Source organism: Streptomyces sp. NBC_00259 (genome assembly GCF_036181745.1).
GTDB lineage: Bacteria > Actinomycetota > Actinomycetes > Streptomycetales > Streptomycetaceae > Streptomyces > Streptomyces pratisoli.
In genome coordinates this window covers 4,674,178-4,687,255 of sequence record NZ_CP108080.1, presented here as the reverse complement: position 1 = coordinate 4,687,255, position 13,078 = coordinate 4,674,178, and the positions used below count along the sequence as shown (strand labels likewise).

The window sequence follows — 13,078 nt, the reverse complement described above, 5'->3', positions numbered from 1 at the left end:
CGGCGCCCCGGCCGGCCGCCGGCCCGGCGCCCGCGTGACCGAGCCCACCCCCCACGACCACCTCGCAGCACCGACAATGAGCATGTGATCACTTCGCCGCCACGAAGCCGCAAGCCGGACAGGACAGAGGCGTCCCCGTACGTCGATCTCACCCGCGAGGAGTGGAGCGCCCTCCGCGAGAAGACGCCGCTTTCCCTCTCCGCCGCCGAGGTCGAGCAGCTGCGCGGACTCGGTGACGTCATCGACCTCGACGAGGTACGGGACATCTATCTGCCGCTGTCCAGGCTGCTCAATCTGTACGTCGGCGCCACGGCCAACCTCCGCGGCGCGCTCAACACCTTCCTCGGCGAGGCCGGCAACGGCCACGGCACCCAGCGGGGCACACCGTTCGTCATAGGCGTCGCGGGCTCCGTCGCCGTCGGCAAGTCCACGGTCGCCCGTCTTCTGCAGGCCCTGCTCGCCCGCTGGCCCGAGCACCCGCGCGTCGAGCTGGTCACCACCGACGGGTTCCTCTACCCGATGAAGGAGCTCCAGGACCGGGGCCTGATGTCGCGGAAAGGTTTCCCCGAGTCGTACGACCGCCGGGCCCTGACCCGCTTCGTCGCCGACATCAAGGCCGGCAAGGACGAGGTCACCGCCCCCGTCTACTCGCACCTGATCTACGACATCGTCCCCGGCGAGCGGCTGACCGTACGCCGCCCGGACATCCTGATCGTCGAGGGCCTCAACGTCCTCCAGCCCGCCCTGCCCGGCAAGGACGGCCGCACCCGCGTCGGCCTCGCCGACTACTTCGACTTCTCCGTGTACGTGGACGCCCGCCCCGAGGACATCGAGAGCTGGTACCTCAACCGCTTCCGCAAGCTCCGCGCGACCGCCTTCCAGGACCCGTCCTCGTACTTCCGCCGGTACACCCAGGTGTCCGAGGAGGAGGCGCTGGACTACGCGCGCACGATGTGGCGCACGATCAACGGGGTCAACCTGCTGGAGAACGTCGCGCCCACCCGCGGGCGTGCCACGCTGGTCGTCCGCAAGGGCCCCGACCACAAGGTCCAGCGCCTGTCCCTGCGCAAACTCTGAACCGCCGAGGAGCACCGCGTGCTGCACCTGCGCCTGATCGTGCCGTCCGACCGCACCGAGGAGGTCGTCGACACCGTCGAGAAGACGGTCGGCGCGGCCCACCTCGCCGTGGTCCCGGGAGCCGCCCGCAACCCGTCGGGCGATCTGGTCCTGTGCGACGTGGCCCGTGAGGCCGGGGACGAGCTGATCGGCCGCCTCCGGGAGCTCGGTCTTGAACACGACGGCTCGATCGCGGTCGACAGCATCGACCTGTCGCTGTCGAAGCGCGCCGACGAGGCGAAGGACGACGCACCGGGTGAGGGCGCGGACGCGGTGCTGTGGGAGCACCTGACCGACGCGACGCACGAGGAGTCGACGCTGTCCGTCACCTACCTCGCGTTCCTCACGCTGGCGACGATGATCGCCGCATGCGGTGTGGTGCTGGACAACGCCATCCTCATCGTGGGCGCGATGGCGGTCGGCCCGGAGTTCGGTCCGCTCGCCGGCTTCAGCACGGCGGTGGTCCAGCGGCTGCCGAGGCTGGCCTGGCGCTCGTTCATCGCGCTGATCGTGGGTTTTGCGGTGTCCATGGCGTTGACGGTGCTCTTCAGCCTCTTCATGGGCGGCATCGGGCTCTTCGACCGCGCACTGCTGGAGGGCGAACGGCCCAACACGGCGTTCATCTACAACCCGGACGCGTTCTCGTTCGTCGTCGCCGTCCTCGCGGGCATCGCGGGCACGCTCTCGCTGACCTCGGCGAAGTCGGGTGCCCTGGTCGGTGTGGCCATCTCGGTGACGACGGTCCCGGCGGCGGCCAACGCGGCGGTGGCGCTCAGCTTGAGCGAGTTCGGCCAGGCCTGGGGCTCGACCGAGCAGCTGCTGCTCAATCTGCTCGGGATCATCCTCGCCGGGACGCTCACACTGTTCGTCCAGAAGGCGCTGTGGAACAACCAGCGCAAGCGCACGACGAGGAAGTCAGCTGCCTGACAGCGTCTCCTGCAGCCAGTCGAAGACGACCTCGCAGTGCAGCTGCGGGGCCATCGGGGAGCAGTGCAGCTGTGCGCCCTGGGCCGCGGTGAGCTTCACGTAGTCCTTGGGGGACGTCAGTTTGTCGTACATCTGGCGCGGCTGGCCGGGATAGAACTGCTCGTCGTCGTAGTCCAGCACCAGCGTGGGCGACGTGATGCGTCCGACGACGTCCGTGATCGTCAGTGCCTGGATGCGCGTGGCGGGCGTGTAGAAGTCGGTGAACAGCTTGCCCTCGCGGGCGTCGAGCATCGCGGGGATCGAGAAGGGCTCGAAGCGCTTCTTCATCGTCGCGGCGGCGGCGGGCGGCAGCTCGGGGACGACCTCCTTGTTCCAGATGTTGTTGGTCTCCTCCTTGCTCGGGGTGAGGATCTCCCGGATCTCCGCGGGGAAGCCCAGCCAGGGCTCGACACAGCCGGGCATCGCCACCAGCGCGGCGATCCTGGTCTCGAAGGCCGCGGCACGGGGAGCCAGGTCACCGGCCATGCTCAGCCCCGTCAGGGCGATCTTCTTCGGGTCGACGTCCGGGCGGGCGACCAGCCAGTCCACCAGCGGGGTGACGACCTTGTCCCAGGTCGGTGAGAAGACCACCTGGTCCACGAAGAGCAGCTGTCCCTGGCCGGGCCCGTCGTACACGAGGGCGTTCCAGCCGCGGTCCAGGGCCGCCGGGACACCGTAGGTCCACATGTCGACGTTCTGGCCGTCGCTGCCGTTCGTGAGGATCACGGTGGGGCGGCGCGTGTCGGCCCCGTCCGGCCGGAAGAACCACACCGGCAGCGGGGTCTTCCCGTACGGCACGTTCGCCTTCACCGGCGCCGGGTCGCACAGGCCGCAGAACGTGTCCCAGGCGCCTCGCCCGGCCTTGTACAGCTGCTCCTCGCTGCCCGGATCGTCGGAGCCGAGGACGAAGAACAGCGCCTGGGCGTAGTACTGGGCGGCCCGCAGCGCGCGGAAGCGCTTGGTCTGGTCGTCGGGCTTGCTGCCCTCCGGGGCTTCCATGAGCTGGTCGCCGAGCTTCTTGAAGGTCTCGACGTACGTCTGGGAGGAGAGGCCGGCCTTGTTGATCGTGTTCACGGCGGTGAGCACCTCGCCCACCTCCCCGGCGCCGAAACCGGCCCCGCCGAGTGCCATGAGACCGCCGAAGTTGTACGCGGGGTCCTTGAAGAGCGTCATCGCCCCGGGCGTCGGGTTCGCCGCCGGGGCGGTGGCCCCCGGCGAACGGCTGGGGGTGGGCGCGGCGGCGGGTGACGCTCCCGAGGGGGTGCACCCGGCGGCCATCGCGGCCCCTGCCCCGCCGACGAGCCCGGCCAGCGCGCTGCGACGAGTGGGTCCGGCTGCACGCTCCCTGGATACGTACGTCATACGACCCGAAGGTACGAGCCGTCCCCTCGGCCCTCACCGCGCCACACGCTCGACTCGCCCGAACAGCCGACGCACGGACCGTCCGCGGTCCGGGTCGCGGTGCCGTCCCCGGGGACGGCACCGGAATCCCGCACGGGGCCCGCAGGGGGTGACCCCCCTGCGGAAGCCCCCGGAGGTCAGCCGAGCGCCGACTTCACCGCGTCCGCCAGCCGTCCCGCCACCGAGCGGGCCTGGTCGATGTCCGCGGCCTCGACCATCACACGGACCAGCGGCTCCGTGCCGGAGGGGCGCAGCAGCACCCGGCCGGTGGTGCCGAGCTCCCGCTCGGCCTCGGTGACCGCGGCCGTCAGCTCGACCGAGGACGAGACGCGCGACTTGTCGACGTCCGGGACGTTGATCAGGACCTGCGGGAGCCGGTCCATGACACCGGCGAGGTCCGCCAGGGAGCGGCCCGTCGCGGCGACCCGGGCCGCCAGCATCAGGCCGGTCAGGGTGCCGTCGCCGGTCGTGGCGTGGTCGAGGACGATGACGTGGCCGGACTGCTCGCCGCCCAGCGCGTACCCGTGCTCCTTCATCGACTCCAGGACGTACCGGTCGCCGACGGCCGTCTGCACCATCTCGACGCCCTCGCGCTCCATCGCCAGCTTGAAGCCCAGGTTCGACATGACGGTGGCGACGACGGTGTTGCCGCGCAGCGTGCCCGCCTCGCGCATGGCCAGCGCGAGCACGGCCAGGATCTGGTCGCCGTCGATCTCGTTGCCCGCCGCGTCCACGGCGAGGCAGCGGTCGGCGTCGCCGTCGTGGGCGATGCCGAGGTCGGCCCGGTGGTCCACGACCGCGGCCTTCAGCAGGTCCAGGTGGGTGGAACCGCAGCCGTCGTTGATGTTGAGGCCGTCCGGCTCGGCGCCGATCGTGACGACCTCGGCACCGGCCCGGGTGAACGCCTCGGGCGAGACCCGGGCGGCCGCGCCGTGCGCCTCGTCGAGGACGACCTTGAGCCCGTCGAGCCGGTTCGGCAGGACGGCGATGAGGTGGGCGACGTACTTGTCGAAGCCCTCGTCGTAGTCGCGTACGCGGCCGACGCCGGAACCGGTCGGCCGGTCCCACGGGGCACCGGTGCGGTGCTCCTCGTACACGGACTCGATGCGGTCCTCCAGCTCGTCGGCGAGCTTGTGGCCGCCCCGCGCGAAGAACTTGATGCCGTTGTCCGGCATGGCGTTGTGGCTCGCGGAGAGCATCACCCCGAGGTCGGCACCCAGCGCACCGGTGAGGTACGCCACGGCCGGCGTGGGCAGCACACCGACGCGCAGGACGTCGACGCCCGCGCTCGCGAGGCCCGCCACGACGGCGGCCTCCAGGAACTCCCCGGACGCGCGGGGATCACGTCCGACCACCGCCGTCGGCCGATGGCCCTCGAACGTGCCCGCCTCGGCGAGCACGTGCGCCGCCGCGACCGACAGGCCGAGCGCGAGCTCCACCGTCAGATCCGCGTTCGCGACACCGCGCACACCGTCCGTGCCGAAGAGTCGTCCCACTGGTGTCCTCCGAAAATGCTCCGAAAACGCGCGTCCCCCGGCGCTTTCCTGTCGTTTATACGCCCAGGACGCCGAGCTGTGTCACCCCGGGGGTCTCCCGGGTCCGATAAACGGAACGCCCCGGCAGCACGGAGTGCCGCCGGGGCGAACGTATGCCGTACAGGCCAGCAGGCGATTTAGCGCTTGCTGTACTGCGGGGCCTTGCGGGCCTTCTTCAGACCGGCCTTCTTGCGCTCGACCGCACGGTCGTCGCGGCTCAGGAAGCCGGCCTTCTTCAGCGGGCCGCGGTTGTTGTCCACGTCCGCCTCGTTCAGCGCGCGGGCCACGCCGAGGCGCAGGGCGCCGGCCTGGCCGGAGACGCCGCCACCCGCGATACGGGCGATGACGTCGTAGCGGCCGTCGAGCTCGAGCACCTTGAAGGGCTCGTTGACTTCCTGCTGGTGCACCTTGTTGGGGAAGTACTCCTCAAGGGTGCGACCGTTGATCTTCCACTTGCCGGTGCCCGGAACGATCCGGACACGGGCGATGGCGTTCTTGCGACGACCCAGGCCGGCGGCCGGCTGCGGCTCGCCGAAGCGGGACGCGAGGGACTCGGAGGTGTACTCGCCCTCGACGGGCGTCTCCGACTCGAAGGTGGTGACCTCGGCGTAGGTCTCTTCGCCCTCGACGGGGGTTTCTGCGGTGGTCTCGGCCACGATTCTCCTCAGATCTTTCTGTACGTCTTAGGGGGTGGCCGGAACTACTGCGCGACCTGGGTGATCTCGAACGGGACCGGCTGCTGAGCAGCGTGCGGGTGGTTCTCGCCCGCGTAGATCTTCAGCTTCGAGAGCATCTGACGACCCAGGGTGTTCTTCGGGATCATGCCCTTGATGGCCTTCTCCACGGCCTTCTCCGGGCTCTTGGCCAGCAGCTCGTCGTAGCGGACGGAGCGCAGACCACCCGGGTACCCGGAGTGGCGGTAGGCCATCTTCTGGGTCTTCTTGTTGCCGGAGAGGTGAACCTTCTCGGCGTTGATGATGATGACGAAGTCGCCCATGTCCATGTGGGGGGCGTAGATCGGCTTGTGCTTGCCCCGGAGGAGGTTCGCTGCCGTAGTCGCCAGACGGCCCAGGACGATGTCCTGCGCGTCGATGATGTGCCACTGGCGAGTGACATCGCCGGGCTTGGGGCTGTACGTACGCAAGGTCGTAGCCTTCGCTTCTTCGGTGGATGGGTTCCAGACACACGAATCCTCTGAAGCGATCATGCAGCTGGGGCTCACAATGCCGGGGACGAAGCCCGTATGCGAGCCACTGGTAACTGCTCCAGGGAACCTACGTAAGGGCCCTTCGCGTGAGAACGACGAAGCCAATACGCATAACAATCGACGAGACTACCCGCGCAGCCCTGTATGGGTCAAAACGCGCCCGCCCTAGCGGGCCCGCTCGACCCGCCGCTCGTCCCACACCGGCTCCGCCGTCTCCCGGACCACGCCGTCCGAGCCGAAGACCAGATATCGGTCGAAGGACTTCGCGAACCAGCGGTCGTGCGTGACGGCGAGCACGGTGCCCTCGTAGACCTCCAGGCCGTCCTGGAGCGCCTCCGCCGACTCCAGGTCCAGGTTGTCCGTGGGCTCGTCGAGGAGCAGCGCCGTGGTGCCCTCCAGCTCCAGGAGGAGGATCTGGAACCGGGCCTGCTGACCGCCGGAGAGCTTGTCGAAGGTCTGGTCGCCCTGGCGCTCCAGCTCGTACCGCCGCAGCACCGACATCGCGCCGCCGCGGTCCTTGGCGTGCTCCGTCCACAGGATGTCGACCAGCGTGCGCCCGAGAAGCTCGGGGTGCGCGTGCGTCTGGGCGAAGTGCCCCGGGACCACGCGCGCGCCCAGCTTCCACTCGCCCTTGTGCGCCACGGACGTGTCGCCCGCGAGCAGCCGCAGGAAGTGGGACTTGCCCGAGCCGTTGGACCCGAGGACCGCGACCCGCTCCCCGTAGAAGATCTCCAGGTCGAACGGCTTCATGAGCCCGGAGAGCTCCAGGTTCACGCAGGTCACGGCCCGCACCCCGGTGCGCCCGCCGCGCAGCCGCATCCGGATCTCCTGCTCGCGCGGCGGCTCCGGCGGCGGGCCGGCCTCCTCGAACTTCCTGAACCGCGTCTGCATCGCCCGGTACCGCGACGCCATGTCGGGGCTGATCGCCGCCTGCTGCCGCAGCTTGTGGACCAGCGCCTTCAGCCGGGCGTGTTCCTCCTCCCAGCGCCGCTTCAGCTCCTCGAACCGCGCGAACCGCTCCCGCCGCGCGTCGTGGAACGTGTCGAAGCCCCCGCCGTGCACCCACACGTCGCTGCCCGCCGGCCCCGGCTCCACCGCCACGATCTTCTGCGCGGCCCGGGCCAGCAGCTCCCGGTCGTGCGAGACGAACAGGACGGTCTTGCGGGTCTCCCGCAGCCGTTCCTCCAGCCACCGCTTGCCCGGCACGTCCAGATAGTTGTCCGGCTCGTCCAGCAGCAGCACCTCGTCCGGACCGCGCAGCAGCGCCTCCAGCACCAGCCGCTTCTGCTCGCCCCCGGACAGGGTGCGTACGAGACGCCACTGGGCCTGCTCGTACGGGACGCCGAGCGCGGCCATGGTGCACATGTCCCAGACCGTCTCGGCCTCGTACCCCTGCACCTCGGCCCAGTCGCTCAGCGCCTGGGCGTAGCCCATCTGCGCGGCCTCGTCGTCCACGGTCATGATCAGGTGCTCGGCCTCGTCGACCGCCCGCGCCGCCTCCCGGATCCTCGGCTGGGCCACCGAGACCAGCAGGTCCCGGACCGTGCGCTCGTCCCGCACGGAGCCGACGAACTGCTGCATCACCCCGAGCCCGCCGCTCACCGACACGGTCCCGCCGTGCGGCTTCAGCTCCCCGGAGAGCAGCCGGAGCAGTGTCGTCTTGCCCGCGCCGTTCGCCCCGACCAGGGCGACGACCGAGCCCTCACCGACGCGGAACGAGACGTCGCCGAGCAGCACCCGCCCGTCGGGCAGGTAGTACTCCAGATGTCCGGCCTCGAGATGTCCCATGGTGGGCATTCTCGCCGGGCGACACGCCCACGCCCAACAGGTTTAGGATGCGCGGCATGAGCTTTGGGGGACCGCAGTGGCCGCAGGAGCCGCAACAGCCGTACGGACAGCAGTCACCGTCGTCGTCGTCGACGCCCGACTGGGCTGCGCTGGCCGACGCCTCCGCGTCGCGTGCGCGCCGCAAGAGGTGGCTGCTGATCGGCGCCGGTGCGCTCGCGACGACGGCCGTCGCCGCGATCGTGGCCACGGCCGTCGTCTTCATGAACGACGCCGCGCCCTCCGACAAGAACGCCGGTGATCTGCCCACGGCACCCGAGCTGCCGAACGAGACGACGCAGCCGCAGCCTTCGTTCTCCGCGGTCGCCCCGCCGCCCCCGCCGAATCCGAAGGACTTCATCTCCAGCGAGGCGAAGGACAAGGCACCGATCAGCGCCGACACCCTCTTCCCCGGCCGGAAGCTGACGATGGGCGACCGCGTCTACACCAAGGGCCCCACGGCGCGCACCACCAACTGCGCCTCCGCCACCCAGGGTTCACTGGGCACCGCACTCCGTTCCCACGGCTGTGACCAGGTCATCCGCGCCACGTACACCAAGGACGGCGTGGCCGTCACCATCGGCGTGGCGGTCTTCCCGACCGAGGCCCAGGCCCAGGCGGCCGTGAAGAAGTCGGCCCGCAGCATCGCGCCCCTCTCGGGCTCCGGCGTCGCGGGCTTCTGCAAGGGCGGCCCGGTCTGCCGCTTCGTGGGCAACTCCTACGGCCGCTACGCCTACTTCACCGCCACCGGACATCTCAACGGAAAGTCCGTCACCAAGGGCGACACCAAGGCGTTCCAGCCCGGCGACGACCTGGCCGAGTTCACGTTCCGCCAGATCGTGCGCCGCGGCGAGCTGCAGGCGTCGGCGGCCGCGACGGCCCCGGCGAGCTGACCGCCGACGCGGCGCCCCGGCGGGCCGCCCGGCGGCTGACGGCTCGCCACCGGGCCGTTCAGCAGCAGCCGCCCGCCGCGGGTCCAGCGGCGGGAAGTGAGCGCTTGTTGCGGGCCTCCAGGTTCCTGGCGGCCAGCAACTCGTCGGCGGGGTAGCCGACTTCCTCCAGGGTGAGCCCGTGCGGTCGTACGACGTGGACGGCGGAGTCGCGGACCCCTGCGGCCAGGACCTTGCCGGGCCAGTCCACCGGACGGTGTCCGTCACCGACGAAGAGCATCGCGCCGACGAGCGAGCGCACCATGTTGTGGCAGAAGGCGTCGGCCTTCACCGTCGCGGTGAGGATCCCCGACGGATCCCGCTCCCAGCGCAGTTGCTGCAGGGTCCGGATGGTGGTCGCGCCCTCGCGCTTCTTGCAGTACGCGGCGAAGTCGTGCTCGCCCAGGAGCCGTTCGGCGGCGGCGTTCATGGCGTCCACGTCCAACGGCCAGTCGTGCCACAGCACATGCCCGCGCAGCAGCGGGTCGACGCCGCCGGGGTGGTCGGTGACACGGTAGGCGTAACGCCGCCAGATCGCGGAGAAGCGGGCGTTGAAGCCGGCGGGGGCCTCCTCGGCCTTCCACACCCGCACGTCGTGGGACAGCCGCCCGGCGAGCCGTCGCAGCAGCTTCTCGCGGTGCTCGTCCCACAGGGCCTGCGGCAGATCGACGTGAGCGACCTGACCGCGGGCGTGCACACCCGCGTCCGTGCGGCCCGCGACGGTCAGCTCGTACGTCTGCGACGACCGGGTGACCGTACGGATCGCGTCCTCGATCTCGCCCTGGACGGTGCGCTGCCCACGGGTCTGCCGGGCCCAGCCGGAGAAGTCCCGGCCGTCGTACGACAGGTCGAGCCGCACCCGTACGAAACCGGGCTTCACGTCATCGCTCACGAATCATGTCCCTTTCAGCGGAACGGGCCCGCCCCCACGAGGGGGACGGGCCCGTCCGTCAGCCGTTCAGCCGGAAAGCCGCTCGAACGCTCAGGCGTCCTTCGACTCGGCCGGAGCCTCGGCGGCGTCCTCGGCCTTGGTCTCCTCGACCTTGGCCTCGTCCGCCTCCTTGACCGCACGCTTGGTGGCGGCCTCGGCCTCGGCGACCGTGGCCTTCTTCGCGATCTCGCCCTCGACGAGCTCGATCACGGCCATCGGGGCGTTGTCACCACGACGGTTGCCGATCTTGGTGATCCGGGTGTAGCCACCCGGACGCTCGGCGTAGCGCGGAGCGATCTCGGTGAAGAGCGTGTGGACGATGCCCTTGTCCGTGATCGTCTGCAGCACCAGGCGACGGTTGTGGATGTCGCCCTTCTTCGCCTTCGTGATCAGACGCTCCGCGACCGGGCGCAGGCGGCGGGCCTTGGCCTCGGTCGTGGTGATGCGGCCGTGCTCGAAGAGCGACTTCGCGAGGTTCGCGAGGAGCAGCTTCTCGTGCGCGGCGCTGCCGCCCAGACGGGCACCCTTGGCGGGCTTCGGCATGGTTCTTCTCCTTGGGATCTGCCCCGGCCGTATCAGGTACCGAGGTCAGCCTGTGCGAGGGACGTCGCCCCTCGCGCACCCCCGGGGACCCGGGGGAAGCCTTGCGCCGGCCGGGACCCGAGGGCCCGGCCGGGGTCCGGGGCGGGGCCCCGGGGAAAGCCACCCCGGTGGGGTGCGGGGCCGTCGGGCCCCGGCACTCCCACCGGGAGGGGCTCAGTACTGCTCGGTCTCGACGAAACCGGCGTCCGCGTCGTCGTCGGCGCCGAAGGCGTCCGCGGCGGCGGTCGGGTCGAATCCGGGCGGGCTGTCCTTGAGGGCCAGGCCCATGCCGGCCAGCTTCGCCTTGACCTCGTCGATCGACTTCGCACCGAAGTTGCGGATGTCGAGCAGGTCGGCCTCGGAACGGGCGACGAGCTCACCCACGGAGTGGATGCCCTCGCGCTTGAGGCAGTTGTACGAGCGGACCGTGAGCTCCAGCTCCTCGATCGGCAGCGCAAGATCGGCGGCAAGGGCGGCGTCCGTCGGGGACGGGCCCATGTCGATACCCTCGGCGTCGATGTTGAGCTCGCGGGCCAGACCGAACAGCTCGACCAGGGTCTTACCGGCCGACGCCATGGCGTCACGCGGACGCATGGCCTGCTTGGTCTCGACGTCGACGATCAGCTTGTCGAAGTCGGTGCGCTGCTCGACACGGGTCGCCTCGACCTTGTACGTGACCTTCAGCACCGGCGAGTAGATGGAGTCGACCGGGATACGGCCGATCTCCTGGCCCACCTGCTTGTTCTGCACGGCGGAGACGTAACCGCGACCGCGCTCGACGGTCAGCTCCATCTCCAGCTTGCCCTTGCCGTTGAGCGTGGCGAGGACGAGGTCGGGGTTGTGGACCTCGACACCGGCCGGGGGCGCGATGTCGGCGGCGGTGACCAGACCCGGGCCCTGCTTGCGCAGGTACATCACGACCGGCTCGTCGTGCTCCGAGGAGACGACCAGCTGCTTGATGTTCAGGATGAGGTCGGTGACGTCCTCCTTGACGCCCGGCACGGTGGTGAACTCGTGCAGGACACCGTCGATCCGGATGGACGTGACGGCCGCGCCCGGGATCGAGGAGAGGAGCGTGCGGCGGAGAGAGTTGCCGAGCGTGTAGCCGAAGCCGGGCTCCAGCGGCTCGATGACGAACCGCGAGCGGTACTCGTCGACAACCTCTTCGGTCAGCGAAGGACGCTGAGCGATCAGCATGGTGTTTTTCCTTCAGTCGTGGGCGCCCGCTATTTGACGCCCGACGGAGTACTGCGTACTGCAAGGGTACGGGCGGCACGACCCGGAGGAGCCGTACCGCCCGAACACTCAGGTCAAGCGTTGTCCCACCACGCCCCAGGGGGCACAGAGGGCGTCAGACGCGACGACGCTTGGGGGGACGGCAGCCGTTGTGCGGCGTCGGGGTGACGTCCTGGATCGAGCCGACCTCGAGGCCGGTGGCCTGGAGGGAGCGGATCGCGGTCTCACGGCCGGAGCCCGGACCCTTGACGAAGACGTCGACCTTGCGCATGCCGTGCTCCTGCGCGCGGCGGGCGGCCGACTCGGCGGCCATCTGCGCGGCGAAGGGGGTGGACTTGCGCGAGCCCTTGAAGCCGACGTGGCCGGCGGAGGCCCAGGAGATCACGTTGCCGGTCGGGTCCGTGATGGACACGATCGTGTTGTTGAACGTGCTCTTGATGTGCGCGTGGCCGTGCGCGACGTTCTTCTTTTCCTTGCGGCGCACCTTCTTGGCAGCGCCCTGGCGTCCCTTGGGGGGCATGTATTTCTCCCGTGGAGGTGGTCGGTCCTACAGCGAAGACCGCTTGGGGGGTCTGGGGGCAGCCCCCCAGATCACACAGTGCGTCCTGCTGAGGACTACTTCTTGCCCGGCTTCTTCTTACCGGCGATGGCGCGACGCGGGCCCTTGCGGGTACGAGCGTTCGTGCTGGTGCGCTGGCCGTGGACCGGCAGACCGCGGCGGTGGCGCAGACCCTGGTAGCAGCCGATCTCGACCTTGCGGCGGATGTCGGCCTGGATCTCGCGGCGGAGGTCACCCTCGGTCTTGAGGTTGGCGTCCACGTACTCGCGGATCTTGACCAGGTCCTCTTCGGCCAGGTCACGAACGCGGGTGTTCGGGTTCACACCGGTCGCGGCGAGAGTCGCCTTCGACTGGGTGCGGCCGATACCGAAGACGTAGGTGAGTGCGACCTCCACACGCTTGTCGCGCGGGATGTCAACACCGGAAACGCGTGCCATTCAATGGCTCCTGTGGTGTTCGGGGGTCTTCCGCAGTACCGCTCCCGACCGCCGATCTCTCCCGTTCGAAGAGGTGGTACGTCCGGGTCCCCGGCCCCCGCCGGAGGTGTCGTCAGCCGTGAGGCGTGGACGGGCACTGCTTATGTACGTATTGCTCGCGTCGCTCGAAGAACTGCGAAGTGCAGGTCGGCGTGCGTCAGCCCTGGCGCTGCTTGTGGCGCAGGTTGTCGCAGATGACCATGACCCGGCCGTGACGGCGGATCACCTTGCACTTGTCGCAGATCTTCTTGACGCTCGGCTTGACCTTCATGGGATGTGAGGTTCTCCGGGTCAGTGCCAGCACCCCACGGGAGGG

The 13,078-nt window shown here is 69.9% G+C and carries 14 protein-coding genes; 3 read left to right on the top strand and 11 right to left on the bottom strand.

The window, feature by feature from the left end:
• Positions 1-84: 84 nt before the first annotated feature.
• Positions 85-1,077, top strand: coding sequence for a type I pantothenate kinase (coaA, locus tag OG766_RS21360; protein WP_266381632.1), 993 nt, complete (start codon positions 85-87; stop codon positions 1,075-1,077).
• An 18-nt stretch (positions 1,078-1,095) separates the two neighbouring features.
• On the top strand, positions 1,096-2,043 hold the full coding sequence (locus OG766_RS21355; protein ID WP_266381629.1) for a DUF389 domain-containing protein: 948 nt from the start codon (positions 1,096-1,098) through the stop codon (positions 2,041-2,043).
• On the opposite strand, the gene OG766_RS21350 is transcribed toward OG766_RS21355, so the two are convergent.
• From OG766_RS21350 to OG766_RS21330, 5 genes are all read right to left on the bottom strand, one after another.
• Positions 2,032-3,444, bottom strand: a complete 1,413-nt coding sequence (locus OG766_RS21350; protein ID WP_328725973.1) for an alpha/beta hydrolase family protein — start codon at positions 3,442-3,444, stop codon at positions 2,032-2,034. The two genes, OG766_RS21355 and OG766_RS21350, sit on opposite strands and share 12 nt — an antisense overlap.
• A 176-nt stretch (positions 3,445-3,620) precedes the next feature.
• Complete coding sequence (glmM, locus tag OG766_RS21345; RefSeq protein ID WP_266381623.1) at positions 3,621-4,979, bottom strand: phosphoglucosamine mutase; 1,359 nt, start codon at positions 4,977-4,979, stop codon at positions 3,621-3,623.
• Positions 4,980-5,155: 176 nt separating this feature from the next.
• Complete coding sequence (rpsI, locus tag OG766_RS21340; RefSeq protein WP_266381620.1) at positions 5,156-5,674, bottom strand: 30S ribosomal protein S9; 519 nt, start codon at positions 5,672-5,674, stop codon at positions 5,156-5,158.
• A gap of 44 nt (positions 5,675-5,718) precedes the next feature.
• Entirely contained in the window at positions 5,719-6,162 is a 444-nt protein-coding gene (rplM, locus tag OG766_RS21335; RefSeq protein WP_266381617.1) for a 50S ribosomal protein L13, read from the bottom strand.
• Between the two features lie 228 nt (positions 6,163-6,390).
• Positions 6,391-8,022: an ABC-F family ATP-binding cassette domain-containing protein gene (locus OG766_RS21330; RefSeq protein ID WP_328725972.1), complete on the bottom strand. Its 1,632-nt coding sequence runs from the start codon at positions 8,020-8,022 to the stop codon at positions 6,391-6,393.
• A 47-nt stretch (positions 8,023-8,069) separates the two neighbouring features.
• Here OG766_RS21330 and OG766_RS21325 point away from each other — a divergent pair, with 47 nt between their 5' ends.
• Positions 8,070-8,942, top strand: coding sequence for a hypothetical protein (locus OG766_RS21325; RefSeq protein WP_328725971.1), 873 nt, complete (start codon positions 8,070-8,072; stop codon positions 8,940-8,942).
• A gap of 58 nt (positions 8,943-9,000) precedes the next feature.
• Here the strand turns inward: OG766_RS21325 and truA are convergent, their stop codons facing one another.
• From truA to rpmJ, 6 genes are all read right to left on the bottom strand, one after another.
• Positions 9,001-9,870, bottom strand: coding sequence for a tRNA pseudouridine(38-40) synthase TruA (truA, locus tag OG766_RS21320; RefSeq protein ID WP_328725970.1), 870 nt, complete (start codon positions 9,868-9,870; stop codon positions 9,001-9,003).
• A gap of 90 nt (positions 9,871-9,960) precedes the next feature.
• Positions 9,961-10,452 carry a 50S ribosomal protein L17 gene (rplQ, locus tag OG766_RS21315; protein WP_266381606.1) on the bottom strand — a complete coding sequence of 164 codons (492 nt, stop codon included), beginning with the start codon at positions 10,450-10,452 and terminating at the stop codon, positions 9,961-9,963.
• 213 nt (positions 10,453-10,665) lie between these two features.
• A complete protein-coding gene (locus OG766_RS21310; protein WP_003956430.1) occupies positions 10,666-11,688 on the bottom strand; it encodes a DNA-directed RNA polymerase subunit alpha in 1,023 nt (340 codons plus the stop codon).
• 154 nt (positions 11,689-11,842) lie between these two features.
• Positions 11,843-12,247 carry a 30S ribosomal protein S11 gene (rpsK, locus tag OG766_RS21305; protein WP_003948617.1) on the bottom strand — a complete coding sequence of 135 codons (405 nt, stop codon included), beginning with the start codon at positions 12,245-12,247 and terminating at the stop codon, positions 11,843-11,845.
• Between the two features lie 95 nt (positions 12,248-12,342).
• Complete coding sequence (rpsM, locus tag OG766_RS21300) at positions 12,343-12,723, bottom strand: 30S ribosomal protein S13 (protein WP_004946638.1); 381 nt, start codon at positions 12,721-12,723, stop codon at positions 12,343-12,345.
• Positions 12,724-12,919: 196 nt separating this feature from the next.
• The gene (rpmJ, locus tag OG766_RS21295) at positions 12,920-13,033 is read right to left on the bottom strand and encodes a 50S ribosomal protein L36 (RefSeq protein ID WP_003956441.1); all 114 of its coding nucleotides are present in this window, start codon (positions 13,031-13,033) and stop codon (positions 12,920-12,922) included.
• Positions 13,034-13,078: the final 45 nt, after the last annotated feature.